Consider the following 25,749-nt stretch of genomic DNA (forward strand, 5'->3'; position numbering starts at 1 on the left):
AGAGAACGCAGAAGAATCCAGGAACAATTTTCTCTTGTTCATTCTTGCGTCCGTTGCGCTCCTTTGCGTCCTCTGCGTTCGGCTGTTGGGTTTGGCTTCGCCGTGTCCCGGCAGCTTACGACGCCGCCTTCACCTTCAGCCGCCACGCATGCAGCAGCGGCTCGGTGTAGCCGGACGGCTGCTCCTTGCCCTTGAACACCAGGTCCAGCGCCGCGCGGTAGGCGAACGAGGTTTCCCAGTTGCCGGCCATCGGCTTGTAGAACGGATCGCCGGCGTTCTGGGCGTCGACCACGGCGGCCATGCGCTGGAAGGTCTCGATCACCTGTTCCTTCGTCATCACGCCGTGGTGCAGCCAGTTGGCGATGTGCTGGCTGGAGATGCGCAGCGTCGCGCGGTCTTCCATCAGTCCGACGTTGTGGATGTCCGGCACCTTGGAGCAGCCCACGCCCTGGTCGACCCAGCGCACGACATAGCCCAGGATGCCTTGCGCGTTGTTGTCGATCTCCTGCTGCCGCTCGGCGGCGCTCCATTCGGCTTTGGCGGCGACCGGCACCGTCAGCAGGCCGGTGAGCAGTTGCTCGCGCTGGGCGTCGGCGTCGATCTTCTCGAGGTCCTGCTGCACCTGGGCCACGCTCACCTGGTGGTAGTGCAGCGCGTGCAAGGTGGCGGCCGTCGGCGAAGGCACCCAGGCCGTGTTGGCGCCGGCCTTCGGGTGGCCGATCTTCTGCTCCATCATCGCGGCCATCAGGTCGGGCATGGCCCACATGCCCTTGCCGATCTGGGCCCGGCCGCGCAGGCCGCAGCCCAGGCCCACCAGCACGTTGTTCTTCTCGTAGGCCTGGATCCAGGCGCTGGTCTTCATGTCGCCCTTGCGGATCATCGGCCCGGCCAGCATCGCGGTGTGCATCTCGTCGCCGGTGCGATCGAGGAAGCCGGTGTTGATGAAGGCAACGCGTGACGAGGCGGCGGCGATGCAGGCCTTCAGGTTGACGCTGGTGCGGCGCTCCTCGTCCATGATGCCCAGCTTGACGGTGTTCTCCGGCAGCCCCAGCACGGCCTCGACGCGCGAGAACAGTTCCGAGGCGAACGCGACTTCCTTCGGTCCGTGCATCTTCGGCTTGACGATGTAGACCGAGCCGGTCCGGGAATTGCGGATGCCCGCGACGCTGGCGTCGCCTCCTGATCCTTCGCCGTGGCCCTTCTGCAGGTCGTGCATGGCGATCGCCGTCGTGATCATCGCGTCCATGATCCCTTCCGGGATCTCCTTGCCGCCGCCCCACAGGATGGCCGGGTTGGTCATCAGGTGGCCGACGTTGCGCACGAACATCAGCGAACGCCCGTGCAGCGTCACCTTGCCGGCGCCGTCCGGCGCGGTGTAGACGCGGTCGGGATTCAGGCCGCGGGTGAAGGTCTTGCCGGCCTTGGTCACCTGCTCGGTCAGCGTGCCGCGCAGGATGCCCAGCCAGTTGCGGTAGGCCAGGGTCTTGTCCTGCGCGTCGACGGCGGCGATCGAATCCTCGAGGTCCAGGATGGTCGACAGCGCCGCTTCCAGCACCACGTCCGCCACGCCGGCGGCGTCGTCCTTGCCGATGGCCGAGCGGCGGTCGATGCGGATGTCGATGTGGATGCCGTTGTTGCGCAGCAGGACCGACGAAGGATCGGCAGCAGCGCCCTGGTAGCCGGCGAACTGCGCCGGGTCCTTCAGCGCCGCCGTGCCGCCGTTCTTCTGGGCGACGACCAGCTTGCCGTTCTCGACCCGGTAGCCGGCGGCCTCATGGTGCGAGCCGCCCGCCAGCGGGGCCGATGCGTCGAGGAAGCGGCGCGCGTATTCGATCACGCGCGCGCCGCGGCCCGGGTTGTAGCCCTCGCCCTTCTCGGCGCCGCCGGTTTCCGGGATCACGTCGGTGCCGTACAGCGCGTCGTACAGCGAGCCCCAGCGCGCGTTGGCGGCGTTGAGCGCGTAGCGCGCGTTGAGAATCGGCACCACCAGTTGCGGGCCGGCCTGCAGCGCGAGTTCGGCGTCGACGTTCGAGGTGGTCGACCTGGCGCCCGCCGGCGGCGGCACCAGGTAGCCGATCTTCTCGAGGAAGCCGCGGTAGGCCGCCATGTCGCGGATCGCCCCCGGGTTGGCGCGGTGCCAGCCGTCGAGCTCCTGCTGCAGGCGGTCGCGCTCGGCGAGCAGGGCGATGTTCCTGGGCGCCAGGTCGCTGACGATGGCGTCGAAGCCCTGCCAGAAGGCGCTGCTCGAAACGCCGGTGCCGGGCAGCACCTGCGCCTCGATGAAGCGGTGCAACTCGCTGGCCACTTGCAGGCCGTGGACGGAAACGCGGTCGGTCATGGTTCTCTCTCTCCGGGGAAGTCAATCGAAAAAGGCGAGCACGTCGCGCAGGCTGGCGCCGGTGCGGGTCGGCTGGGTGCCGAGCGCCTCGAACGGCAGGCCGCCGCGATTCACCCACAAGGTGCGGTAGCCGTACCAGGTCGCGGCCAGCGCGTCCCAGCTGTTGCTGCTGACGAAGGCGATCTGCCTGGCCGCCAGGCCGGTGGCGGCGGGCCCGAGCCCGTATGCCGCCGGGTGCGTCTTGTACTTGCGCACGCTGTCCACGCTGAGCACGTGATCGAGCCACCGGTCGAGCCCGGCGCTGCGGACCGCGACGCCCAGCATCCGCGGGTCGCCGTTGCTCAGGATGCCGGTGACGACACCGCGCGCCTTGAGCGCCTGCAGCACCTCGCGGCCCTCGGGGAAGGCCGACAGGTGCCGGTATTCGTTCATCAGCCGCTCTTCGCCGGCGGCGTCGAGTTCCAGCCCGAGCCGCTTGCAGGCATAGACCAGGGCGGCCCGGGTCAGCTCCCAGAACGGCCGGTACTGCTCGCCCTCACCGCTGCCGGTGACCAGCCGCGTGTATTCGATCTGCTTGTCGCGCCAGAGGACGCCGAGCGCCTCGCCGCGGCCGGGGAACAGCTGCTCGGCGGCCAGCGCCACGCTGTACACGTCGAACAACGTGCCATAGGCGTCGAACAGGACGGCGCGCGGCTTTTCCATGCCGCCACTGTATTGAACACTTTCCGCGCGATCTAGCTGTGCCGGCGGGAAGGATTTGTGACCCGGATGGTGGTAATCCGCCTACACCTGCCCGCTCAGGCGTTTCGCGCCGTCCAGCACCGGCTGGATGAAGCGTTCCTGGAAGCGGTGGCTGGGCATGGTCAGCGTGAGGGCCGCGGCGAGGCGGCCGTCGGCATGGAACACGGGCGCCGAGATGCCGGCGACCTCGGCCAGGCGGTCCCCGCTGCCCGCCATATAGCCGCGGTGCCGGATGCCGGCCAGCAGCTTGCGATCGGCGGCGCCGGCGGTGGCCGACCGTTCCGGGTCGAACGCGGTGAGCACCCGCCCGCCAGTGCCGCGCTCCAGCGGCAGCAGGTCGCCGGCGCGGATGTGGTCGCGGACCGGATGGGGCGAGTCGACGCGAAACAGGCACAGCCGCGCCGCGCCCTGGCGCACGTGATACGCCGCGCTCTCGCCGGTGGCTGCCACCAGCTCGCGCAGCACCGGCAGCACCACCCGATCGAGCGAGAACGATGTCGCGTGCAGGGCGCCCAGGCGCGCCGCTTCGCTGCCCAGCGCGTAGCTGCCGTTGTCCAGCCGCTGCAGCAGGCGGGCGTGCTCCAGCGAGGCCAGCAGGCGCAGCACGGTGCTCTTGTACAGGCCGGTGCGCGCCGACAGCTGCGCCAGCGTGAGCGCGAGGTCGCCGCCGCGAAAGGCCGCCAGCAGGCTCAGGGCCCGATCCACGGCCGCGACGCCGCCGGGGGCCGGCTGGCGGTCGGCGAGGGAGGCGGTCTGGGCTTTGCGCGGCATCGCTGGGTATTCTATTGGTCAGAACGGCGTTCTGATATGGTCGCGACCGGGGCTGCCGTCGGCGGCCGGTCCGGACAGGAAGCCATGAGCGAGGTGTTGATCAGCGAAGTGGGGCCGCGCGACGGCCTGCAATCCGTGCAGCGGACGATGGCCACGGCCGACAAATGCCGCTGGATCGACGCCCTGCACGCGGCCGGCGTGCGCGAGATCGAAGTCGGCTCGTTCGTGCCGGCGAAGCTGCTGCCGCAGATGGCGGACGTGGTCGAGGTCGTCCGGCACGCGCTGACGCTGCCCGGCCTCACGGTGATGGCCCTGGTGCCGAACCTGCGCGGCGCACGGGCCGCATTCGCCGCCGGCGTGCACAAGATCACGATCCCGGTTTCCGCCAGCGCCGCCCATTCGCTGGCCAACGTGCGCAAGACGCGCGAGCAGATGGTGGCCGAGGTCCGCGAGATCGCCGCCCTGCGCGGGGAGCTCGCGCCGCAGGTGAAGATCGAGGCCGGCATCTCGACGGCCTTCGGCTGCACCATCCAGGGGCCGGTGCCGGAAGACGACGTGGTGTGGTTGGCGGCGCAGGTCGTCGCCGCCGGCGCCGACGAGTCGGGGCTGTCCGACACCACCGGCATGGCCAATCCGGCCCAGGTGCGCCGCCTCTTCAACCGCGTGCGCGCCGAGATCGGCGAGCGCACCGGCGCGGCCCACATGCACAATACGCGCGGCCTCGGCCTGGCCAACTGCCTGGCGGCGTACGACGTCGGGGTGCGCACCTTCGACTCGTCGCTCGGCGGCCTCGGCGGCTGCCCCTACGCGCCCGGCGCTTCGGGCAACGTGGTGACGGAAGACCTGGTGTTCATGTTCGAGGCGATGGGCGTGCGCACCGGCGTCGACCTCGGCCAGCTGATCGCCGCCCGCGCGCCGCTGCTGGCCGGGCTGCCGGGCGAGCCGGTGTACGGCATGACGCCCGAGGCCGGGCTGCCCAGGGGATTCACGCAAGGAGCACTGCTTGTCTGAGAGCAAACGACTGCCCTACCAGGGCTTGCGGGTGGTCGAATTCACCCACATGGTGATGGGCCCCACCTGCGGCATGGTGCTGGCCGACCTGGGCGCGGAGGTGATCAAGGTCGAGCCGATCGAGGGCGACAAGACGCGCAAGCTGCTGGGCTCCGGGGCCGGCTTCTTTCCGCTGTTCAACCGCAACAAGAAGAGCATCGCGCTCGACCTGCAGCAGCCCGAGGGACGCGAGGCGGCGCTGCGGCTGATCGCCACCGCCGACGTGGTGAGCGAGAACTTCAAGCCGGGCACGATGAAGAAGCTGGGGCTCGATTACGAGTCGCTGCGCACGCTGAACGGGCGGCTGGTCTACGTCAGCCACAAGGGTTTCCTGCCCGGCCCGTACGACCACCGCACGGCGCTCGACGAAGTGGTGCAGATGATGGGAGGCCTCGCCTACATGACGGGCCGGCCCGGCGACCCGCTGCGGGCGGGCACCAGCGTCAACGACATCATGGGCGGCATGTTCGGCGCCATCGGCGCGATGGCCGCGCTCGCGTTGCGCGAGCAGACCGGCCAGGGCCAGGAGGTGCAGAGCGCGCTGTTCGAGAACAACGTGCTGCTCGTCGCGCAGCACATGATGCAGTACGCCGTGACCGGCAAGCCGGCGGCGCCGATGCCGGGGCGCATTTCGGCGTGGGCGGTGTACGACGTGTTCACCGTCCGGCACGGCGAGCAGATCTTCCTGGCCGCCGTCAGCGACACGCAGTGGAAGATCTTCTGCGAGGCGTTCGGCTACCAGGACCTGTACGCCGACGAGCGCCTGAAGACGAACAACGATCGGGTGCGCGCGCGCGAGTGGCTGATTCCGGTGCTGCGCGAGCGGCTGGCCAGCCATACGGCGGCGGAGCTGACCGAAGCGTTCGAGCGCAACGGCTTGCCGTTCGCGCCGATCACCAGGCCCGAACAACTGTTCGACGACCCGCACCTGAACGCCACCGGCGGGCTCGCGCCGCTGGCGCTGCCGGACGGGCGCGCCACCAAGGTGCCGCTGTTCCCGTTCACGCTCGGCGGCGAGCGCCCCGGCGTGCGGCTGCAGCCGCCGCGCCTGGGGGAACACACCGATGAGTTGCTGCGCGAGGTCGGCTACAGTGCCGAGCAGATCGCGCGGCTGGCTTCGGCCGGGATCGTCACCGGAGAGCGTTCATGAAGTTGTCGATGGGCAAGCGCAGTCTTCTCTCGGCGGCCGCGGCCGCGCTGCTGGCGGCGGCGTCGCCTTTCGCGGCGGCCCAGGCCGGCTGGCCCGACCAGCCGATCCGCCTGGTGGTGCCGTTCCCGCCGGCCGGCGGCACCGACACCATCGCGCGCCTGATCGCCGAGAAGATCACCGCCGCCCGCAACTGGGCGTTCGTGATCGACAACCGTCCCGGCGCCGGCGGCAACATCGGCCTCGACATGGTGGCGAAGGCCAAGCCCGACGGCGACACGATCGGGCTCGGCCAGACTTCCAACCTGGCCATCAACCCCACCCTCTATCCCAAGCTGCCGTACAACGCACTGAAGGACTTCGTGCCGGTGGCCCTGATCGCCGGCCAGCCCATGGTGGTGGTCGTCAAGGCCGGCTCGCCCTACAACACCCTGGGCGACCTGGTGGCGGCCGGCAAGGCCAAGTCCGGCGGCCTCTCCATGGCCTCGCCCGGCAGCGGCACCGTGGGCCACCTCGCCGGCGAACTGTTCGCCCAGCGCGCCGGCTTCAAGTTCCTGCACGTGCCGTACAAGGGGGCGGCGCCGGCCGTCACCGACCTGATCGGCGGCCAGGTCGATTTCTACCTGGCGACGCCGCAGGCGGTGATTCCCCTGGTCAAGGGCGGCAAGCTGCGCGCCATCGCCGTCACCTCGATCAAGCGGGTGCCGGTGCTGCCCGAGGTGCCCACCGTCGACGAAAGCGGCTACAAGGGCTTCGAAGCCAACGACTGGAAGGGCCTGGTCGCGCCCGCCGGGACCTCGCCCGAGATCGTCAAGCGGCTCAATGCGGCGGCCGAACAGGCACTGGCCCAGCCCGACACCGTCGCCCGCCTGCTGGCCGACGGCAGCGTGCCGCTGGGCGGCTCGCCCGAAGCCTTCGCCCGGTTCCTGCAGTCGGAAAACGCCCGCTGGGGCGACGCCGTGCGCAAGGCCGGCGTCAAGCTCGACTAGGCGCGGCCGCACGGTCCGGCCGTGCCGCGCCAGGGACGGATCGATTCCAACCCTGCATGCGCATAATCGGGCGCGTGGACAAACTCAAGCAGCTCGAGTCCTTCGTCTCGGTCGCCACCCGGGGCAGTCTGACGGCGGCGGCCCGGGCGGAGGGCGTCGCGCCGGCGATCATGGGCCGGCGCCTGGACGCGCTGGAAGAGCGGCTGGGCGTCAAGCTGCTGGTACGCACCACGCGCCGCATCAGCCTCACCCACGAGGGCAGCGCCTTCCTGGAGGACTGCCAGCGGCTGCTGGCCGACCTCGCCAATGCCGAAGCCAGCGTCAGTGCCGGCGGCGTCAAGGCCAGCGGCCATCTGCGGATCACCGCGCCGGCCGGCTTCGGCCGCCGCCACGTGGCGCCGCTGGTGCCGAAATTCCGCGAAGCGCACCGCGACGTCACCATCTCGCTCAATCTCAGCGACCGCGTGATCGACCTCGCGGCCGAAGGCTACGACTGCGCGGTGCGGGTCGGCGACCTGCGCGACTCCTCGCTGGTGAGCGTGCGGCTGGCCGACAACCGGCGCCTGTGCGTCGCCACGCCCGGCTACCTGGCGCGCCACGGCGCGCCGCAGCACCCCAGCGAGCTCGTCAAGTTCGACTGCCTCACCCTGTCGAGCGACGCGTCGCAGACGCGCGGCTGGGCCTTCCGACTGCCGACCGCCGACGGCGAGGAGGTCGTGCACCTCAAGCCCGGCGGACCGCTCGACTGCTCCGACGGCCAGGTGCTGCACGACTGGTGCCTGGCCGGCTGGGGCATCGCCTGGCGCAGCACCTGGGAAGTGGAGCACGACATCGCCAGCGGACGCCTGGTCGAAGTGCTTGCCCCCTTCGCCGCGCCGCCCAACGGCATCTACGCCGTCTTTCCCCAGCGCAAGCACCTGCCGCTGCGGGTGCGGCTGTGGATCGACTTCCTCAAGCACACCTACGGCCAGCCGGCGTTCTGGCAGGCCGGCGCCAGCACCCCATGACCCTCGAAGCCATTCTTGCCGCCGCCCACCTGCTGGCCATTCTCACCGCCGTGGTCTTCATCACCAGCGAAACGGCGATCTGCCGCGGCGACTGGCTCAACGACAAGGTCATCCGGCGGCTGGTTGCCGTCGACCGGATCTACCTGGGCGGGCTCGCGGCGGTGCTGCTGACCGGCCTGGCGCGCATCTTCTGGGGCATCAAGGGCGACGCCTGGTACTGGAGCAACTGGCTGCTGCACCTGAAGGTGGGCCTCTTCATCGCGGTCGTGCTGCTGGCGATCCAGCCGGCCCGCTCGTACCGGCGCTGGCTGGCGCAACTGGAGGCGAACGGCGCGCTGCCGGCCGAAGCCGAAGTGACGAGCACGCGGCGGCGGGCCTTTCTGGCGGCGCACCTGATCGCCCTGGTGCCGATCGCCGCCGCGTTCCTCGCCCGCGGCTTCGGCGGGGCCGGCTGAAGGCGGCGCCGGCCGGGGACGGGCCGGCCCGTAAAATCCCCCGATGCTCCTTGTCAAACAAGACCTGCTTCGCAGCCTCGCCGCGGAGCTGGAGAAACTCCTTCCCGGCGCCGGAGACAAGGCCGTCTTCGAGTCGCCCAAGGTCGCCGCCCACGGCGACCTCGCCTGCACCGCGGCGATGCAGCTGGCCAAGCCGCTCAAACGCAATCCGCGCCAGGTGGCCGAGGAACTGCGCGCCGCGCTGCTGGCCAGCGCGCCGTATGCGCAATGGGTCGAGGCGATCGAGATCGCCGGCCCCGGCTTCCTGAACATCCGGCTGCAGCCGGCCGCCAAGCAGCAGATCGTGCGCGAGGTGCTGGCGGCCGCCGACGGCTTCGGCCGGCAGCCGTCCAATGGGCGGCGCATGATGGTGGAGTTCGTCTCCGCCAATCCCACCGGGCCGCTGCACGTGGGCCACGGCCGGCAGGCGGCGCTGGGCGACGCCATCTGCAACCTGTATGCGGCGCAGGGCTGGAGCGTCTGGCGCGAGTTCTACTACAACGACGCGGGCGTGCAGATCGGCACGCTCGCCAACAGCGTGCAGCTGCGCGCCCGCGGCTTCAAGCCGGGCGACCCGCAGTGGCCCGAAGCGGCCTACAACGGCGAATACATCGCCGAGATCGCCGCCGACTTCATGGCCGGCAAGACCGTGCGTTCCGACGACCGCGAGTTCACCGCGTCCGGCGACGTCGACGACCTGGACGGCATGCGGCTGTTTGCCGTGGCCTACCTGCGCCACGAGCAGGACCTGGACCTGCGCGCCTTCGACGTGCGCTTCGACCACTACTACCTGGAGTCGAGCCTGTACACCAGCGGCAAGGTCGACGCCGTCGTGCAGAAGCTGCGCGACGCCGGCAAGACCTACGAGCACGACGGCGCGCTGTGGCTGAAGTCGACCGAGTACGGCGACGACAAGGACCGCGTCATGCGCAAGGGCGACGGCACCTACACCTACTTCGTGCCCGACGTCGCCTACCACGTGAGCAAGTGGGAGCGCGGCTTCGGCAAGGTGGTCAACATCCAGGGCACCGACCACCACGGCACCATCGCCCGGGTGCGCGCCGGCCTGCAGGCCGTGGGCGCCGGGATTCCGGCCGGCTACCCCGACTACGTGCTGCACACCATGGTGCGGGTGATGCGCGGCGGCGAGGAAGTGAAGATCTCCAAGCGCGCCGGCAGCTACGTGACGCTGCGCGACCTGATCGAATGGACCAGCAAGGACGCGGTGCGCTTCTTCCTGCTCTCGCGCAAGCCCGACACCGAATACGTGTTCGACATCGACCTGGCGCTGGCGCAGAACAACGACAACCCGGTCTACTACGTGCAGTACGCGCATGCCCGCATCTGCTCGGTGCTGGCGGCGTGGGGCGGCGATGCGGCGAGCCTGAAGGACGCGGACCTGTCGCCGCTTCAAAGCGCGCAGGCGCAGGCCCTGATGCTGCAGCTGGCGCGCTATCCCGAGATGCTTGCCGCCGCGGCCGCGGACTTCGCGCCGCACGACATCACCTTCTACCTGCGCGAGCTCGCGGCCACCTATCACAGCTACTATGATGCCGAGCGCATCCTGGTGGACGACGAGCCCGTCAAGCGGGCGCGGCTGGCGCTGGTCGCCGCCGCCGCGCAGGTATTGCACAATGGCCTGGCCATGCTCGGCGTCTCGGCGCCCAGCAAAATGTGAGCCCCTCGCGGGCAGGAAATCAGCAGTGAAACAAAGTCAGCGCGGCTCCATCATCGTGGGGATCATCATCGGCGTGGTGATCGGCCTCGCCGCGGCCCTGGCGGTGGCGGTGTACGTGACCAAGGTGCCGGTGCCGTTCCTCAATCGCGGCACCGCGCGTTCGGCGGAGCAGGACGCCGCCGAAACCCGCAAGAACCGGGACTGGGATCCCAACGCGCCGCTCTACGGCCGCAATCCGGCCAAGCCGCTGCCGCCGGCGCCGGCCGTCGCGGCGTCCGGGGCGCCCGCGCCCGCCGCGCCGGTCGCGACCGTTCCGGCGCCCGCGCGCGAGCCGGCCGCCAAGGCCAAGCCGGCCGACCCGCTGGGCGAGTTCGCGGCGGCGCGCTCGGGCGGCGCCGCCGCGGCCGACCCCTTCTTCTATTTCGTGCAGGCGGGCGCCTTCCGCACTCCCGAGGACGCGGAGGCGCAGCGCGCCAAGCTGTCGCTGATGGGGATCGACGCCAAGGTCACCGAGCGCGAGCAGTCCGGCCGGCAGGTGTTTCGCGTGCGGGTCGGCCCGTTCGACCGCAAGGAAGACGCCGACCGCCAGAAGGAAAAGCTGGAGTCGGGCGGCTTCGAGACCGCCCTGGTGCGCGTGCAGCGCTGACGCCGGAACCTTCCACGGCCGGCCGGCCTCTGACTGGGTGCAGCAAGGAGTGAATGCGATGGATCGACGCGATTTTTCCGTGGCCGCCGCGGCCGCGCTGGCCGGCGTGGCGAGCGGTCTGCCCGGCGCCGCGCTGGCGCAGGCAAAGCAGCCGCAGGAAGGCATCGAGTACATCACCCTCGACAAGCAGGTCGGCGTCGACGCGCCGGCGGGCAAGATCGAGGTCATCGAGTTCTTCTGGTACGGCTGTCCGCACTGCAATGCCTTCGAGCCACGCTTCGCCCCGTGGGCCAAGCGCCAGCCGGCCGAGGTCGTCGTCAAGCGGGTGCCGGTGGCCTTCCGCGACGACTTCGTCCCCGAGCAGCGCCTGTACTACACCCTGGAAGCGCTGGGCCGCGTCGACGACCTGCACGGCAAGGTGTTCCAGGCGGTCCACGCCAACCACGAGAACCTGAGCCGCGAAGACCTGATCCTGGCCTGGGCCGGCAAGCAGGGCCTGGATGCGGCGAAGTTCAAGGAGTTGTACAACTCCTTCTCGGTGGCCACCAAGGTGCGCCGCGCCACCCAGCTGCAAACCGCGTACAAGGTGCAGGGCGTGCCCTCGATCGGCGTCGCCGGCCGCTACTACACCGACGGCACGCTGGCCGGCAGCATGGACCGGCTGTTGCAGGTGGCCGAGTTCCTGATCGGCGCCGCCCGCAAGACGCGCTGAACCCGCCGGTCCATCGGCCCGCTGCGGGGCCCGGGCAAGTGCCCGCGATGGGCCGCCGCGGCGCGGCGCTGGGTACAATGCCAGCAAGATTCATGCCTTTGCATGCGGCCGCACCCAGCCGCGGGGACCAGCCTGTGCCGACACCACTCCATTCACCGCCCGCCGCCCTGCTGATCGCCCTGGCGCTGGCGCTGCCGGGCGCCGCGGCATGGGCCGAAAAGGCCGACCGCAACAAGCCGATGAACGTCGAGGCCGACGCCCTGCGCTACGACGACCTGAACCAGACCAGCGTCTTCACCGGCCGGGTGGTGATCACCAAGGGCACGATCGTGATCCGCGGCGCGCGGGTGGACGTGCGCCAGGACGCGGAGGGCTACCAGCACGGGCTGGTCACGGCCGAGCCGGGCAAGCTCGCGTTCTACCGCCAGAAGCGCGAGGGCGTCGACGAGTTCATCGAGGGCGAGGGCGAATCCATCGAATACGACGGCAAGGCCGACCGGGTGCGCTTCGTCAAGCGCGCGGAGCTGCGGCGCTTCCGCGGGCCGATGCTCTCGGACGAGATGGTCGGCAGCGTGATCACCTACGACAACAGCAGCGACACCTTCTCGGTCGACGGCGGCCCCGCCAGCGCGGCGCCCGGCGGCCGGGTGCGGGCCGTGCTGGCGCCGCGCACGGGCGCATCCGCGCCGGCTGCCGCCGCCCCCGCGGCGCCGCCGGCCAGCCTGCGGCCCAGCATGACGCTGGACGGGGGCAAGAAGTGACGCTGCAGGTGCAGCCGGCGGCCCGCGCGGCGGCGCCGGCCGCCGACGCCAGCCGGCTGGAGGTGCGCCACCTGCAGAAGACCTACGGCAGCCGCCGGGTGGTCAAAGACGTTTCGCTCGACGTCGCCAAGGGCGAGGTGGTGGGGCTGCTCGGTCCCAACGGCGCCGGCAAGACCACCTCCTTCTACATGATCGTGGGGCTGGTCCGCGCCGACGCCGGCGAGATCTCGATCGACGGCCGCTCGGTCGAACACATGCCGATCCATCGCCGCTCGCGGCTGGGGCTGTCCTACCTGCCGCAGGAGGCGTCGATCTTCCGCAAGCTGAACGTGCAGGAGAACGTGCGCGCGGTGCTGGAACTGCAGCGCCACCCGGACGGGCGGCCGCTCGCGCGGCCCGAGATCGACGAGCGCCTGACGGCGCTGCTGCAGGACCTGCGCGTGGACCACCTGCGCGACTCGCCGGCGCTGGCGCTGTCCGGCGGCGAGCGGCGCCGGGTCGAGATCGCCCGCGCCCTGGCCACGCAGCCGCGCTTCATCCTGCTGGACGAGCCGTTCGCCGGGATCGACCCGATCGCCGTGATCGAGATCCAGCGGATCATCGGCTTCCTGAAGTCGCGCGGCATCGGCGTGCTGATCACCGACCACAACGTGCGCGAGACGCTGGGTATCTGCGACCACGCCTACATCATCAGCGACGGCGAAGTGCTGGCGCAGGGCACGCCTTCCGAGATCGTGAACAACGCCGACGTGCGCCGGGTCTACCTCGGCGAGCATTTCCGGATGTGAGCATGATGTCCGTCACGTCCGGCCCCGGCGCCGCGCCAGCCGCGCCATGAAGCAGGGTCTTTCGCTGCGGGTTTCGCAGCACCTGGCGCTCACGCCGCAGCTGCAGCAGTCGATCCGGCTGCTGCAGCTGTCGACGCTGGAGCTGGCCCAGGAAGTCGAGCAGATGCTCGACGAAAACCCGTTCCTCGAGCCCAACCCGGACGAGCCCAGCCGCGCGGAAGTCGAGGCCGCGGCCGCGGCCGAAACGGCGCTGCGCGAGCACGAACGCGAGATCGAATTCCCCCATGACAGCGGCGCCGCGGGCGACGACAGCTTCGGCGAGGCCGATCCGCTGCCGGCGGCCGACGCCGAGGCCCCGGGCTGGGAAGGCGACGGCAGCACCGAGATGGTGGCCGACGACGGCGAATGGGGCGGCGGCGACGGCGCGCCGCGGCCGGCCGGCGGCGCCAGCGACGACGAGGTCGAGGCAACCGACCTGGCGTCGAGCGACGAAACGCTGCAATCGCATCTGCATCGCCAGGCGGCGTCGCTGCGGCTGTGCGACGAGGACCGCTGCGTGCTCGACTTCCTGATCGACTCGCTCAACGACGACGGCTACCTCGAGGAGCCGCTCGAAGCGCTGGCCGCCGAACTGGCCGGCACCGACCTCGAGCAGCAGGAGGAGCTGGTGCATCGGTTCACGGTCGCCCTGCGGCTGCTGCAGAACCTCGACCCGGCCGGGGTCGGCGCCCGCTCGCTGGCCGAATGCCTGTCGCTGCAGCTGCAGGCCGTGGACGACGCCGGCTGTCCGGCGCGGCGGGCCGCGCTCAAGATCGTCGCCCAGCCGATGGAGCTGCTGGCCCGCCGCGACGTCAGGCGGCTGGCGCAGCTGTGCGGCGAGAGCGAGGCCCACCTGAAGGCGGCGATCGGCCTGATCGTGCGGCTGGAGCCCAAGCCGGGGCGGCGCTTCGGCAACGTCGAGCGCAACATCGTCGTGCCCGACGTGCTGGTGACCAAGGTCGGCCGCGGCGGGCAGGCGCGCTTTCGCGTCCAGCTCAATCCGGACGTGATGCCGCGGCTGCGGGTGCACGACGTCTACGCCACGGCGCTGCGCACGCACCGCGGCGAGGGCCACCAGGCGCTGCAGCAGCGGCTGCAGGAGGCGCGCTGGTTCATCAAGAACATCCAGCAGCGCTTCGACACCATCCTGCGGGTGGCCACCGCCATCGTCGAGCGCCAGAAAAACTTCTTCGTGCACGGCGAGCTGGCGATGCGGCCGCTGGTGCTGCGCGAGATCGCCGACGAGCTGGGGCTGCACGAGTCCACCATCAGCCGCGTCACCACGGCCAAGTACATGGCCACGCCCTACGGCACCTTCGAGCTGAAGTACTTCTTCGGCTCGGCGCTGGGCACCGAGACCGGCGGCAACGCGTCGAGCACCGCGGTGCGCGCGCTGATCCGCCAGTTCATCGCCGCCGAGAACCTGAAGAAGCCGTTGTCCGACAGCCAGATCTCCGACATGCTCAAGGAGCAGGGGATCGAGTGCGCGCGCCGCACGGTCGCCAAGTACCGCGAAGCGTTGCGGATCGCCCCGGCCAGCCTGCGCAAGGCCCTGTAATCCCGATCCGAATGAACCAGCTGCAACTGTTCCTGCCGTGCGCCGCCGGCGTCGAGGGTTTCCTCGCCGACGAGGTGCACCGCCTCACCGGCCTCGCCGGCGACGACCTGCTCACCGGACGCGGCGGCGTCGTGCTGCGCGCTTCCTGGCGCGATGCCATGCTGCTGAACCTGCACAGCCGGCTCGCCCAGCGCGTGCTGGTGCAGCTCTCGCACACGCCGTACCGCAGCGAGCACGATCTCTACGAGGCGGCCGCCGCCGTGGCCTGGGAGATCTGGTTCGCCACGCGCCAGACCTTCAAGGTCGAGGTCACGGCGCAGCACAGCCCGCTCAAGAGCCTCAACTTCGCGGCGCTGAAGATCAAGGACGCCGTCGCCGACCGCTTCCGCGAGCGCGGCGGCGCCCGGCCCGACGTCGACACGCTGCGGCCGGACGTGCGCATCTACGCGCACCTGACCAGCGACGCCGCCACGCTCTACATCGACACGTCGGGCGAGCCGCTGTTCAAGCGCGGCTGGCGCGAGGACAAGGGCGAGGCGCCGCTGAAGGAAACGCTGGCCGCGGCGATGATCGCCGCCAGCGGCTGGGACGCGGCGGTGCCGCTGTACGACCCCTGCTGCGGCAGCGGCACCATCGCCATCGAGGCGGCGCAGGTCGCGTGCGGCATCGCGCCGGGCCAGCTGCGCCGCTTCGGCTTCGAGCAGCTGCTGCCGTTCCAGTCCCATGTGTGGCAGGCCCTGCTGGCTGAGGCGCGGGCCCGGCAGCACGCCCCCACGGCACCGGTCTTCGGCAGCGACGTCGCGTTCCGGATGGTCGATTTCGCGCAGCGCAACGCGGCCCGCGCCGGCGTGGCGCACGCCGTGCAGCTGCGCGGCGGCGACGCGCTGCAGCGGATGCCGCCGACCGAGCTGCCCGGCGTGTTGCTGGTGAATCCGCCCTACGGCGAGCGCATCGAGACCGCCGGTGTCGCCGGCCGCAGCCAGGGTGGGCGCGAGCGGGCGCAGGTCGACGACGGCGGCGATTTCTTCAGCCAGCTGGCGACCCACTGGAAGCGCCACTATCCAGGCTGGACCGCCTGGGTGCTGACGCCGGACTTCAAGCTGCCCACCCGCATGCGGCTGAAGGAGTCGCGCCGGGTGCCGATGTGGAACGGCCCGATCGAGTGCCGGCTGTTCCGCTTCGACATGGTCAAGGGCTCGGCCCGCGCCAGGGATGCAGAACCTGGTGCTTGACACCAACGTCGTGCTGGACCTGCTGGTGTTTGGCGACGCCGCCGCGGTCCCGCTCGACGAGGGGCTGACCGCCGGCCGCCTGCGCTGGCTGGCCACGGCCGCGATGCGCGACGAGCTGGCGCGCGTGCTGGGCTACCCGCAGATCGCGGCGCGGCTGCGAACGCTGGACCTGGACCCCGGCGCCGTGCTGGCGCGATTCGACGCACTGGCCGAGCTGGTCGCGCCGGCCGCCCCGGCGCCGGTCACCTGCAGCGATCCGGATGACCAGTGCTTCATCGACCTGGCCGTGCACCACGGCTGCATGCTGCTCAGCAAGGACGCGGCCGTGCTCGCGCTGCGCCGCCGCCTCGCCGCGCTGCGGGTGCACGCGGCGACGGCATTGCCGTCCGCTTCCTACAGCCCCAGCGGCACCTGATCGGGGACACTCGTTGGCCGGCGCCGCGTTCCCGCGGCGCAGCACCGCATTTCCAGGAGCATTCCATGATCCGCATCGCCATCATCCTCGGCAGCACCCGGCCCGGCCGCAATGGCGAAGCCGTTGCCCGCTGGGTCCACGGCATCGCCGGCAAGCGCACCGACGCGCAGTACGAGCTGGTCGACATCAAGGACTTCAACCTGCCGTTGCTCGACGAGGCAGTGCCGCCGTCGCAGGGCAAGTACAGCCAGCCCCATACCAAGGCGTGGGCCGCCAAGATCGACTCGTTCGACGGCTTCGTCTTCGTCACGCCCGAGTACAACCACGGCACCTCGGCGGCGCTGAAGAACGCGATCGACTTCCTCTACAAGGAGTGGAACAACAAGGCGGCGGGCTTCGTCAGCTACGGCAGCGCGGGCGGCTGCCGCGCCGTCGAGAGCCTGCGTCTGGTGATGGGCGAGCTGATGGTGGCCGACGTCCGCGCCCAGGTCATGCTGTCGCTGTTCACCGATTTCGAGAACTTCAGCACCTTCAAGCCGGCCGCGATGCACGAGCGGGCGCTGAACACGCTGCTGGACCAGCTGCTCGCCTGGAGCCGGGCGCTGCGCACGGTGCGCGTGCCGCAGGGCGCTCCGGCTTAGCGCAGCCGCGCCAGCAGGCCGTCCAGGGCGTGGCGCACGGTGGCGGCGCGGACCGCGGCGCGGTCGCCGTCGAAGCGCTGCCGCTCGCTGGTGAGCCGGCCGCCGACCACGAAGCCGAACCAGACGGTGCCCACCGGCTTGTCCGTGCTGCCGCCGGTCGGCCCGGCGACGCCGGTCACCGCCACGCTCACCTGGGCCCGCGAGTGCGCGACGGCACCTTCGGCCATCGCGCGCACCGTCGCCTCGCTCACCGCGCCGTGTTGCCGCAGCAGGGCCTCGGACACGCCCAGCAGGTCGGTCTTGGCGGCATTGGAGTAGGTGACGAAGCCCCGCTCGAACCAGGCGCTGGAGCCGGCGAGGTCGGTGCAGGCGGCGGCGATCATGCCGCCGGTACAGCTCTCCGCGGTGGCGAGCAGCCAGCCCCTGGCGAGCAGCAGCGCCGCGAGTTCCTCCACCCGGCTCACCAGAATCTCCACGCGGCGATAACGAGCAGGGTGCACAGCGCCGCCACCAGGTCGTCCAGCATGATGCCGAAGCCGCCGCGCCAGCCGAAGCCGTGGAAGAGCCCGTCGGCCCAGGCCACCGGGCCGGGCTTGACGGTGTCGAACAGCCGAAAGAGGGCGAAGGCGGCGAGCTGCCCCCACCAGCCGGCGGGCATCACGAGCCACAGCACGATCCAGAAGGCGACGACTTCGTCCCACACGATGTGGCCCGGGTCCAGCACGCGCATGCTGCCCGCCGTGACGCTGCAGGCCCACCAGCCGAGCGGCAGCGCGGCGGCGATCACCCAGCCGATGCCGGCAGCCGACAGCCAGCTCTGCAGCCACAGATAGGTCAGCCACCCGAACAAGGTGCCGACGGTGCCTGGCGCGACCGGCGACAGGCCCGAGCCGAAGCCGAGCGCGATCACGTGGGCCGGGTGCGCGCGCATGAAGCCGAACGTCGGCCGCAGCACCGGCGCCGATGGCAATGGATGGATCGGGGCGCTCATGGCGGGCAGGTGGAGGGCGCTGGCATGGGGCAATGGTAACGACGCGATGCGCCTCGATGCGGCGTGCAACTGCCGTGGCGGCGCCGAAAATCGCGCGGCCGCTGCGCACCGCCGCCGTGCCACAGGCCCAGCCGCTGGGCCATCGCGTGCGCCTGCTGGCGGGCGTAGGGGCCGCCGCCGCGGTAGCCGTCGGACCAGGCGTAGCCGCGTGCCACCAGCCAGCCGCCGAGGTCGTCGCTGCCGGCGCTGACCCGCGCCAGCAGCCGCTCGTAGCGATCGCGCGCCCGCGGCTGCACGGTCACCCGCCGGTGCAGCACCCGGGCCGCGAGCGCGTCGCGCGCCTCGCGGCCGAACGGCTGGCAGATCTCCGGCGCGTCGATGCCCTGCAGCCGCACCGCGCGCGGCGTGCCGCCGGCCTCGGGCCGCACCCACAGCGAGTCGCCATCGGTGACGTGCGTGACCTCGCCCTGGAAGCCGCGCGCGCCGGCCAGCCCCGGCGCCGCCAGCGCCGCTGCCAGCAGGAGCAGGCGCAGGAGCGGGCGCAGGAGCAGGAGCGGGCAGGTCAAGTTCATCCTGCAGCAACGGCCGGCACGGCGCCGGCGCCGACCGCCGGCGCGCCGGCCTCAGGCAAAGTGGTCGAAAGAGGCGAAGCGCTGCGGCATCGGATCGCCGGCCGCGTCGACCACCCGCAGGCCCGGCTCCGCTTCGATCCGCCCGATCCGCGTCACCCGCACGCCGGCGATCGCCGCGGCAGCGGCCACCGCCTGGCGCCGCTGCGGCGGGGCCGTGAACGCCAGCTCATAGTCGTCGCCGCCGGCCAGCACGCACTCGAGCCGGTGCTCGGCGGCGACCGCGCCGGCCGGCGCTGCCATCAGCTGCAGCAGCGCCTCGGCCTCGATCCGCGCGCCGACGGCCGACTGGTCGAGCACATGCCCCAGGTCGCCGGCCAGGCCGTCGCTGACGTCGATCGCCGCCGTGGCCACGCCGCGCAGCGCGACGCCGAGCGCCACCCGGGGCGTGGGCTGCTCGAGCCGGGTGCGCGCCGCCGTGAACAGCTCGGGCGGCAGCGCCAGCGTGCCGCGGAACACCTCCAGCGCCAGCCGCGCGTCGCCCAGCGTGCCGCTGGCGTAGATGTCATCGCCCGGGCGCGCCCCCGAGCGCAGCAGCGCCTGCCCCGGCGGGACCTGGCCGAAGACCGTCACGCAGATGTTGAGCGGGCCGCGGGTGGTGTCGCCGCCGACCAGCTCGCAGCCGTGCTGGTCGGCCAGTGCCAGCAGGCCGCGCGAGAACGGCTCCAGCCACGCATCGTCCGCCTGCGGCAGCGCGAGCGCCAGCGTGAACGCCAGCGGCTCGGCGCCGCAGGCCGCCAGGTCGCTGAGGTTGACGGCCAGCGACTTGTGCCCCAGCTTGCGCGGATCGATGGTCGACAGGAAGTGCCGGCCCTCCACCAGCATGTCGCACGAGACCGCGAGCTGCATGCCGGGCGCGAGCCCCAGCAGCGCGCAGTCGTCGCCCACCCCGAGCGGGTTGCGCGTGGCCGGGCGCTTGAAGTAGCGGTCGATGAGATCGAATTCACCCACGCCCGGATTGTCGCTCCGGCGCAGCCTCAGGCGGTGCGGAAGCGCAGCGCGGCCTGGCGCACCACTTCCGCCAGCAGCCGCTCGCGGGCGTGGCGCTCGCGCAGCCAGCGGGCGTCGTTGCTGGCGCGGGCGGCGTCGTCCGCCAGCAGCGCCATCGAGCCGGTCGCGCCCAGCCGCACCGCGTGGCCGGCGATGCGCTGCAAGGTCTCCAGGATGTGATCGCGCAGCGGCAGGTGCTGGCCGGTCGCGGGCTCGACGTAGACGGCGTCCAGGCCGAACCGGCAGGCCTGGAAGCGGTTGTACGTGTAGACCATGTAGTCGTCCTCGACCGGCAGGAACGGCTGCTCCTCGAGGAACCAGGAGGCCAGGCACTGCACGAAGCCGGCCAGCGCCACCGCGCGTTCGACCGTCAGCGGCGTGTCGAAGACGCGGATCTCGATCGTGCCGTACTCGGGCTTGGGCCGGATGTCCCAGTAGAAGTCCTTCATGCTCTTGACGACGCCGGTGCGGGTGGTCTTGGCGAAGAAGTGCTCGAACTCGTTCCAGTGCAGGGTGAACGGCGCGCGGCCCGACATCGGGAAGGCGAACACCGAATTCAGGCGGGCCGAATCGAACTGGGTGTCCTGCCCCTGCACGAACGGCGACGAGGCCGAGAGCGCGATGAAATGGGGGATGTAGCGCGACATCCGGTGCAGCATCAGCAACGCGCTGTCCGCGTCGGGGCAGCCCACGTGCACGTGCTGGCCGAAGATCGTGAACTGCTTGGACAGGTAGCCGTACAGCGCCGACAGTTCGCGAAAGCGCGGCTTGTCGTAGATGCGCCGCTCGTGCCACTGCTGGAACGGGTGGGTGCCGCCGCCGACCACGTCGATGTTGAGCTTGTCGGCGCACTTCACCAGCGCGTCCCGGATCTGGCGCAGCTCGTCGCCCACCTGCGCCGTCGACTGGCACACGCCGGTGGAGATCTCGATCATGCTCGAGGTCATTTCCGGCACCACCGAGCCGGGCAGCTTGTGCCCGGCCATCAGCCGCAGCATCTCGTCGGAATACGGCGCCAGGTCGTAGTCGTGGGTGTTGACCAGCTGCAGCTCGAGCTCCACGCCCAGCGACAGCGCCGCCGATTGGTGGAACGGCCCCAGGCTGGCGCCGGCGGTGTTGGCGGGCACGGCGTCCACCGGGCTATCCATGCAGTGCCCCGGGCCGGCCGGCGGCGGGTGTGTCCATGTGCAGCGGCACCGAGCTTTCGCCGGCGCGGTACAGCGCGAACGTGGCGATCACCGCGCCAAGCACCTCCATCAGCAGGATGGCCGGCAGCGCGATGCCGGCGATCACCGGCCCGAGGGTCAGCGACGAGGCCATGAACTGGGTCACCAGCAGCAGCGCGACGGCCGACATCGGCGCCATCGCGCCGGCGGTCCACAAGGCCTGCCGCCAGTCGGTGCCGCTGCCCCAGTTGGCGAGTTCGACGCCGACGACCTTGGCGCCCATCCGCGCCAGCACCAGCACGCCGACCAGCCCGGCCACCGCCGGATTCCAGGGCGCCTGCGCGGCGGCCAGCGACACCAGCACGAACATCAGCATCAGCAACAGCGAGGCCGCCGTCCCCAGCTGCCGCGGCCAGGCCCAGGGCCGCGGATTGAGCTGCTTGAGGATCATTCCGCCCAGCAGCGCGGCCAGCGGCGCCGAGCCGCCCAGATGGGAGGCCATCGCCGCGGCAGCGGCGATCAGCGAGAGCAGCAGCATCGAGGTGTTCTCGCTGGTCGGGATCATGAAGCGCAGCGCCGTGCGCAGCACCAGCGCCAGCACGGCGCCGACGACGAACGACACGCCCAGCACCACCAGCACCGGATAGAGCGTCTCCGACAGGCTGGTGTGCGGCCGGTGCATCACGCCGGCGCGGGCGCTGACCAGGGTCAGCGCGTACAAGGTGCTCAGGGTCGACAGCACCAGGGCGCGCTCGGTCACCGGGCCGGAGGAGCCGCTGTCCATCACGACCCGGCTCAGCACCGCCGGCGAGGCGGCCATGGCGATCAGCCCGGTGGCTTCGGCCACGGTGGCCGGCACGCCCATCCATTTGAGCGCATAACTCACCGCCACCGCGGTCAGCACGGCTTCGAGCAGGCTTTGCAGCAGCACCATCGGGTTGTGCCGGAACCAGCGCAGGGCCACCCGGCCGCCGGCCTCGAAGAGCACGACGGCGACGCCAAGTTCCAGCAGGAACAGGCCGATGCCCTGCAGCGGCCAGGCCGCGCCGGAAAAGCCGCCCAGGCCGGCCAGCGCCCCGATGAACGAGTAGCCCACCACCTTGGGCACCCCGGTATGGCGCTGCAGCAGGTGGCCGGCCGCCGCCGCCACGGCGAGCAGCAGCGCCCACTGGACGGTGGGCAGGCCGGCGGAGGGCCTGAGCCAGTCGGCCCAGATGGCCATGAGTTCGGACATTCGCGTTTCCCCCCGCGGCGACTGTACGGCGGCTCAGCGGCAGCGCATGTAGGACGGGGGCGCGAAGGCAGAGCTTGCGCGCGAACGCGCCTCGGTCCCTCAGTGGAGGACGCGGTGGCTGCCGTCGTCCAGCACGAACAGCGGGACGTCGACCTCGAAGCGCTCGCCGTCCTCGGCGACGCAGAAGTAGCTGCCCTGCATCGTGCCGGTCGGCGTGCGCAGGCGGCAGCCGCTGGTGTACTGGAACGCTTCGCCGGGCTTGAGCAGCGGCTGGTGGCCGACCACGCCCAGCCCCTTGACTTCCTGGGTGTCGCCGGCGGCGTCCACGATGATCCAGTGGCGCGAGATCAGCTGCGCCGGCACCTCGCCGCTGTTGGTGATGGTGATCATGTAGGCGAAGCTGTAGACGCCCTGCGCCGGTGCCGACTGGTCCGGCAGGTACTGCGGTTCGACGTCGACGCGGAAGCGGTACTTGGCCATGGCGCATGGTACCGCGTCGGCGATTTGCGAGAATCCGGGCATGACCAGCACCTGCCGCATCGCGCCTTCCATCCTCTCGGCCGATTTCGCCCGACTGGGCGAGGAGGTGCGCAGCGTGATCGCGGCCGGCGCCGACTGGATCCACTTCGACGTGATGGACAACCATTACGTGCCGAACCTCACCTTCGGCCCGATGGTCTGTGCCGCGCTCAAGCCTCATGCGGTGACGGCCCAGGGGGCGGCGGTGCCGGTGGACGTGCACCTGATGGTGCAGCCGGTCGATGCGCTGGCGCAGGCGTTCGCCCAGGCCGGCGCCGACTACATCAGTTTCCACCCCGAAGCATCGGGCCACGTGCATCGCAGCGTGCAGGCGATCAAGGCCGCCGGCTGCAAGGCCGGGCTGGTGTTCAACCCGGCCACGCCGCTGGACGTGCTGGACTGGATGATCGAGGACCTGGACCTGATCCTGATCATGAGCGTCAACCCCGGCTTCGGCGGCCAGGGCTTCATCGAATCGGCGCTGCGCAAGGTGGCCGACGCGCGCCGCCGCATCGATGCCTGCGGCAAGGACATCCGCCTCGAAGTGGACGGCGGCATCAAGACCGACAACATCGCCCGGGTGGCCGCCGCCGGCGCCGACACCTTCGTCGCCGGCAGCGCCATCTTCGGCCAGCCGGATTACGCCAGGGTGATCGGCGCCATGCGCGCCGCGCTCAAGGCCTGAACTTGCGCTCGCGGTCGGCCGCGCTGTCGCGGCTTTTCCGGTAGGCCTCCTCGATCACCGGCCCCTTGTCGGTATCCACCAACCCGCGCGCCACGTCATCGTGGGCCAGCTGGCCCGCGCGCTGCTGCGAAGGTTCGCTCGCTGCCTGGCTGTGGGCGGATTCGTCGCGCTCGTGCGGCATCCGCGGCGCCGGCTGCTGGGCCGGCCCCTGAGCCGTTTGGGTCTCGCCCTGGGGCGCCTTGCCGGCGGGGCTGGCGGGGCCTGGCGGCCGTGAGGTGTCGTTCCGGTTGGCCATGACTGCTCTCCTGTTGCCCCGATGCTCAGGCGGCGGCCAGGCCGGCGCGGTAGGACGGCCCGCGGCAGTTGCTGTAGGAACGGGCCGGGGTGCCGCCACGCCGCTGTGGGAGCCGTCCTACTCCAAGAGATGGCAGGACCCGACACGCCCGCCCGTCCGCTCACTACGGGGTTTCCACATGAGCTTGCCTAAGCTGATCGGACTCGCAGCATGGGAGATGTGATGGACCTGTTCGTCGGATTGCCGGAATGGCTGGTGTGGTGCGCCGCCGGCGTCGCGGGTGCGGTGGCCCTGGCCGCGCTCGCCAGCATGCTCGAGGCCGCGCTCGACCTGGACGCGGGCTGACACCTTCCTTCGCCGCACCGCCACGGCCGCCAGTGCGGCGAGCGCGGGCGGCCGCCACCATGACAAGAACAGAGCCACAGGAGCAGTAATGCCACAGTCCAAGCAGGAGGCCCAGCGCAAGTCGAAGGCGAGCGAGGCGCTCGCGGCCAAGCAGAAACAGCTGGAGTCTTTCAGCCAGGGACCGGAAAACCTGTTGACCACCGACCACGGCGTGGTCGTCCCGGACAACCACAATTCGCTGCGCGCCGGCGTGCGCGGGCCGGCGCTGCTGGAAGACTTCATCCTGCGCGAGAAGCTGCTGCACCTGGGCCGCGAGCGCATTCCCGAGCGGGCGGTCAATGCCCGCGGCGCCGGCGCGCACGGCTACTTCGAGCTGACCAAGTCGCTGGTCGAATACACGCGCGCCGACTTCCTGCAGGAGGTCGGCTCCCGCACGCCGGTGTTCGTGCGCTTCTCGTCGGCCGTCGGCGCCGCCGGATCGGCCGACACGGTGCGCGACGTGCGCGGCTTCGCCGTCAAGTTCTACACCCGTGAGGGCAACTACGACCTGGTGGGCGGCAGCATGCCGGTGTTCTTCGTCCAGGACGCGATGAAGTATCCCGACCTGCTGCATGCGTGGAAGCCCGAGCCGCACCACGGGATGCCGCAGGCCTCGAGCGCGCACGACACCTTCTGGGATTTCGTGTCGCTGATGCCCGAGAGCTCGCACATGCTGATGTGGCTGATGTCCGATCGGGCCTTGCCGCGCAGCTGGCGGATGATGGAAGGCTTCGGCGTCCACACCTTCCGCTTCGTCAACGCGAAAGGCGCGTCGCACTTCGTGAAGTTCCACTGGAAGCCGAAGCTGGGCAAGCACGCGCTGCTGTGGGACGAGGCGCTCAAGCTGGCCGGGCGCGATCCCGACTTCCACCGCCGCGACCTGCGGGAGGCGATCGAGCAGGGCCAGTTCCCCGAATGGGAGCTCGGCGTGCAGCTGATCGACGAGGCCAAGGCGCAGACGCTGGGGCTGGACGTGCTCGATGCCACCAAGCTGGTGCCGGAGGAACTGGCGCCGATCGTGCCGGTGGGCAAGCTGGTGCTCAACCGCAACCCCGACAACTTCTTCGCCGAGGTGGAGCAGGTGGCGTTCAACCCGGGCCACGTGGTGCCTGGCATCGATTTCAGCAACGACCCGCTGCTGCAGGGCCGGCTGTTCGCCTACACCGACGCCCAGATGGCGCGGCTGGGCGGCGCCAACTACCAGGAGCTGCCGATCAACCGCGGCGTGTGCCCGTTCCACAATTTCCAGCGCGACGGCGCGCACCGCATGACGCTGCACAAGGGCCAGGTGGCCTACGAGCCCAACTCGCTGGCCAGCGGCGCCGAGTTCCGCGTCGACGGCGGCCAGCAGGGCTTCCAGAGCGCCGAGGAGGCGATCGATGCGCCGAAGAGCCGGCGCCGCAGCACCACCTTCGACGACCACTTCGGCCAGGCCAGCCTGTTCTGGAACAGCCAGAGCCCGATCGAGAAGGACCACATCGTCGCCGCGTTCCAGTACGAGTTGTCGAAGGTGGAGGTGCCCGCGATCCGCCAGCGCGTTGTCGACAACCTGGCGCACGTCGATTCGAAGCTGGCGCGCAAGGTCGCCGAGCCGCTGGGACTGGTGCCCGACGCCAAGGCGGCGGCGGGGCGGGCTGGGTTTCGCGACGTGCCGGCGGCCAAGTTGCCGGTGGAGACCTCGCCCGCCCTCAGCATGGAAGGCAACGGCGCCAGCATCGCGACGCTGCGGGTGGCCGTGCTGGTGGCGGGCGGCGTCGAGATCGGCGCGTTGCGCGTGATCCAGCAGGCCCTGCAGGACGCCGGCGCCAGCAGCCGGATCATCGCGGCCAACCTGGGCAGCGTCGCCACC

General features: G+C 71.0%; 28 protein-coding genes. 17 read left to right on the forward strand and 11 right to left on the reverse strand.

The features are described 5' to 3' along the window. Positions 1 to 115 precede the first annotated feature (115 nt). From VNT59_RS12815 to VNT59_RS12825, 3 genes are all read right to left on the reverse strand, one after another. Complete coding sequence (locus VNT59_RS12815) at positions 116 to 2,338, reverse strand: malate synthase G (RefSeq protein ID WP_325498798.1); 2,223 nt, start codon at positions 2,336 to 2,338, stop codon at positions 116 to 118. Positions 2,339 to 2,359: 21 nt separating this feature from the next. After that, entirely contained in the window at positions 2,360 to 3,040 is a 681-nt protein-coding gene (locus VNT59_RS12820) for a haloacid dehalogenase type II (RefSeq protein WP_325498799.1), read from the reverse strand. Between the two features lie 81 nt (positions 3,041 to 3,121). Next, positions 3,122 to 3,850 carry an IclR family transcriptional regulator gene (locus VNT59_RS12825; protein ID WP_325498800.1) on the reverse strand — a complete coding sequence of 243 codons (729 nt, stop codon included), beginning with the start codon at positions 3,848 to 3,850 and terminating at the stop codon, positions 3,122 to 3,124. Between the two features lie 84 nt (positions 3,851 to 3,934). Between VNT59_RS12825 and VNT59_RS12830 the strand changes: the two genes are divergently transcribed. The 14 genes from VNT59_RS12830 (at position 3,935) to VNT59_RS12895 (ending at position 17,007) form a co-directional block, all read left to right on the forward strand. Beyond that, positions 3,935 to 4,861, forward strand: a complete 927-nt coding sequence (locus VNT59_RS12830; protein WP_325498801.1) for a hydroxymethylglutaryl-CoA lyase — start codon at positions 3,935 to 3,937, stop codon at positions 4,859 to 4,861. After that, positions 4,854 to 6,050, forward strand: coding sequence for a CaiB/BaiF CoA-transferase family protein (locus VNT59_RS12835; protein WP_325498802.1), 1,197 nt, complete (start codon positions 4,854 to 4,856; stop codon positions 6,048 to 6,050). The genes VNT59_RS12830 and VNT59_RS12835 overlap by 8 nt, the downstream gene beginning before the upstream one ends. Continuing rightward, the gene (locus tag VNT59_RS12840) at positions 6,047 to 7,036 is read left to right on the forward strand and encodes a tripartite tricarboxylate transporter substrate binding protein (RefSeq protein ID WP_325498803.1); all 990 of its coding nucleotides are present in this window, start codon (positions 6,047 to 6,049) and stop codon (positions 7,034 to 7,036) included. Before VNT59_RS12835 ends, VNT59_RS12840 begins: the two co-directional genes overlap by 4 nt. A 74-nt stretch (positions 7,037 to 7,110) precedes the next feature. Beyond that, positions 7,111 to 8,043 (forward strand): LysR family transcriptional regulator, encoded by a 933-nt coding sequence (locus VNT59_RS12845; RefSeq protein WP_325498804.1) that lies wholly within the window; start codon positions 7,111 to 7,113, stop codon positions 8,041 to 8,043. Continuing rightward, positions 8,040 to 8,498 carry a DUF2214 family protein gene (locus VNT59_RS12850; protein ID WP_325498805.1) on the forward strand — a complete coding sequence of 153 codons (459 nt, stop codon included), beginning with the start codon at positions 8,040 to 8,042 and terminating at the stop codon, positions 8,496 to 8,498. The genes VNT59_RS12845 and VNT59_RS12850 overlap by 4 nt, the downstream gene beginning before the upstream one ends. Positions 8,499 to 8,541: 43 nt before the next feature. Next, positions 8,542 to 10,215 (forward strand): arginine--tRNA ligase, encoded by a 1,674-nt coding sequence (gene argS / locus VNT59_RS12855; RefSeq protein ID WP_325498806.1) that lies wholly within the window; start codon positions 8,542 to 8,544, stop codon positions 10,213 to 10,215. 25 nt (positions 10,216 to 10,240) lie between these two features. Then, entirely contained in the window at positions 10,241 to 10,861 is a 621-nt protein-coding gene (locus VNT59_RS12860; RefSeq protein ID WP_325498807.1) for an SPOR domain-containing protein, read from the forward strand. A 58-nt stretch (positions 10,862 to 10,919) separates the two neighbouring features. Next, entirely contained in the window at positions 10,920 to 11,573 is a 654-nt protein-coding gene (locus VNT59_RS12865; protein ID WP_325498808.1) for a thiol:disulfide interchange protein DsbA/DsbL, read from the forward strand. A gap of 134 nt (positions 11,574 to 11,707) precedes the next feature. Then, entirely contained in the window at positions 11,708 to 12,334 is a 627-nt protein-coding gene (lptA, locus tag VNT59_RS12870) for a lipopolysaccharide transport periplasmic protein LptA (protein ID WP_325498809.1), read from the forward strand. Beyond that, positions 12,331 to 13,122 (forward strand): LPS export ABC transporter ATP-binding protein, encoded by a 792-nt coding sequence (gene lptB, locus VNT59_RS12875; protein WP_325498810.1) that lies wholly within the window; start codon positions 12,331 to 12,333, stop codon positions 13,120 to 13,122. The genes lptA and lptB overlap by 4 nt, the downstream gene beginning before the upstream one ends. A gap of 46 nt (positions 13,123 to 13,168) precedes the next feature. Then, a complete protein-coding gene (locus VNT59_RS12880) occupies positions 13,169 to 14,719 on the forward strand; it encodes an RNA polymerase factor sigma-54 (RefSeq protein WP_325498811.1) in 1,551 nt (516 codons plus the stop codon). A gap of 11 nt (positions 14,720 to 14,730) precedes the next feature. Beyond that, positions 14,731 to 15,951 carry a THUMP domain-containing class I SAM-dependent RNA methyltransferase gene (locus tag VNT59_RS12885; RefSeq protein WP_325498812.1) on the forward strand — a complete coding sequence of 407 codons (1,221 nt, stop codon included), beginning with the start codon at positions 14,731 to 14,733 and terminating at the stop codon, positions 15,949 to 15,951. After that, entirely contained in the window at positions 15,944 to 16,366 is a 423-nt protein-coding gene (locus VNT59_RS12890; RefSeq protein ID WP_325498813.1) for a PIN domain-containing protein, read from the forward strand. The genes VNT59_RS12885 and VNT59_RS12890 overlap by 8 nt, the downstream gene beginning before the upstream one ends. A 65-nt stretch (positions 16,367 to 16,431) precedes the next feature. Continuing rightward, the gene (locus VNT59_RS12895) at positions 16,432 to 17,007 is read left to right on the forward strand and encodes an NAD(P)H-dependent oxidoreductase (protein WP_325498814.1); all 576 of its coding nucleotides are present in this window, start codon (positions 16,432 to 16,434) and stop codon (positions 17,005 to 17,007) included. On the opposite strand, the gene VNT59_RS12900 is transcribed toward VNT59_RS12895, so the two are convergent. The 7 genes from VNT59_RS12900 to apaG all read right to left on the reverse strand — a co-directional run bounded on the left by VNT59_RS12900 (position 17,004) and on the right by apaG (position 22,497). Next, positions 17,004 to 17,471: a CinA family protein gene (locus tag VNT59_RS12900; RefSeq protein WP_325498815.1), complete on the reverse strand. Its 468-nt coding sequence runs from the start codon at positions 17,469 to 17,471 to the stop codon at positions 17,004 to 17,006. The two genes, VNT59_RS12895 and VNT59_RS12900, sit on opposite strands and share 4 nt — an antisense overlap. Next, positions 17,468 to 17,998 (reverse strand): phosphatidylglycerophosphatase A, encoded by a 531-nt coding sequence (locus VNT59_RS12905; RefSeq protein WP_325498816.1) that lies wholly within the window; start codon positions 17,996 to 17,998, stop codon positions 17,468 to 17,470. The genes VNT59_RS12900 and VNT59_RS12905 overlap by 4 nt, the downstream gene beginning before the upstream one ends. Then, positions 17,995 to 18,564: a thermonuclease family protein gene (locus tag VNT59_RS12910; RefSeq protein ID WP_325498817.1), complete on the reverse strand. Its 570-nt coding sequence runs from the start codon at positions 18,562 to 18,564 to the stop codon at positions 17,995 to 17,997. The genes VNT59_RS12905 and VNT59_RS12910 overlap by 4 nt, the downstream gene beginning before the upstream one ends. A 57-nt stretch (positions 18,565 to 18,621) precedes the next feature. Continuing rightward, on the reverse strand, positions 18,622 to 19,578 hold the full coding sequence (gene thiL, locus VNT59_RS12915) for a thiamine-phosphate kinase (RefSeq protein WP_325498818.1): 957 nt from the start codon (positions 19,576 to 19,578) through the stop codon (positions 18,622 to 18,624). A gap of 26 nt (positions 19,579 to 19,604) precedes the next feature. After that, a complete protein-coding gene (locus VNT59_RS12920) occupies positions 19,605 to 20,765 on the reverse strand; it encodes a YbdK family carboxylate-amine ligase (RefSeq protein ID WP_325498819.1) in 1,161 nt (386 codons plus the stop codon). Continuing rightward, positions 20,758 to 22,017 (reverse strand): cation:proton antiporter, encoded by a 1,260-nt coding sequence (locus tag VNT59_RS12925; RefSeq protein WP_325498820.1) that lies wholly within the window; start codon positions 22,015 to 22,017, stop codon positions 20,758 to 20,760. The genes VNT59_RS12920 and VNT59_RS12925 overlap by 8 nt, the downstream gene beginning before the upstream one ends. Before the next feature lie 99 nt (positions 22,018 to 22,116). Then, positions 22,117 to 22,497 carry a Co2+/Mg2+ efflux protein ApaG gene (apaG, locus tag VNT59_RS12930; RefSeq protein ID WP_325498821.1) on the reverse strand — a complete coding sequence of 127 codons (381 nt, stop codon included), beginning with the start codon at positions 22,495 to 22,497 and terminating at the stop codon, positions 22,117 to 22,119. 40 nt (positions 22,498 to 22,537) lie between these two features. Between apaG and rpe the strand changes: the two genes are divergently transcribed. Beyond that, a complete protein-coding gene (rpe, locus tag VNT59_RS12935; RefSeq protein WP_325498822.1) occupies positions 22,538 to 23,221 on the forward strand; it encodes a ribulose-phosphate 3-epimerase in 684 nt (227 codons plus the stop codon). On the opposite strand, the gene VNT59_RS12940 is transcribed toward rpe, so the two are convergent. Further along, entirely contained in the window at positions 23,211 to 23,516 is a 306-nt protein-coding gene (locus VNT59_RS12940) for a hypothetical protein (RefSeq protein ID WP_325498823.1), read from the reverse strand. The two genes, rpe and VNT59_RS12940, sit on opposite strands and share 11 nt — an antisense overlap. Positions 23,517 to 23,738: 222 nt before the next feature. Between VNT59_RS12940 and VNT59_RS12945 the strand changes: the two genes are divergently transcribed. Together VNT59_RS12945 and VNT59_RS12950 are read left to right on the forward strand one after the other, a co-directional pair. After that, entirely contained in the window at positions 23,739 to 23,861 is a 123-nt protein-coding gene (locus VNT59_RS12945) for a hypothetical protein (RefSeq protein ID WP_325498824.1), read from the forward strand. Positions 23,862 to 23,949: 88 nt separating this feature from the next. Then, positions 23,950 to 25,749 (forward strand): catalase (locus VNT59_RS12950; protein ID WP_325498825.1); only part of this gene is annotated, 1,800 nt, incomplete at its 3' end.

The sequence above is a fragment of the Ramlibacter sp. genome, assembly GCF_035554825.1.
Taxonomy (GTDB): Bacteria; Pseudomonadota; Gammaproteobacteria; order Burkholderiales; family Burkholderiaceae_C; genus Ramlibacter.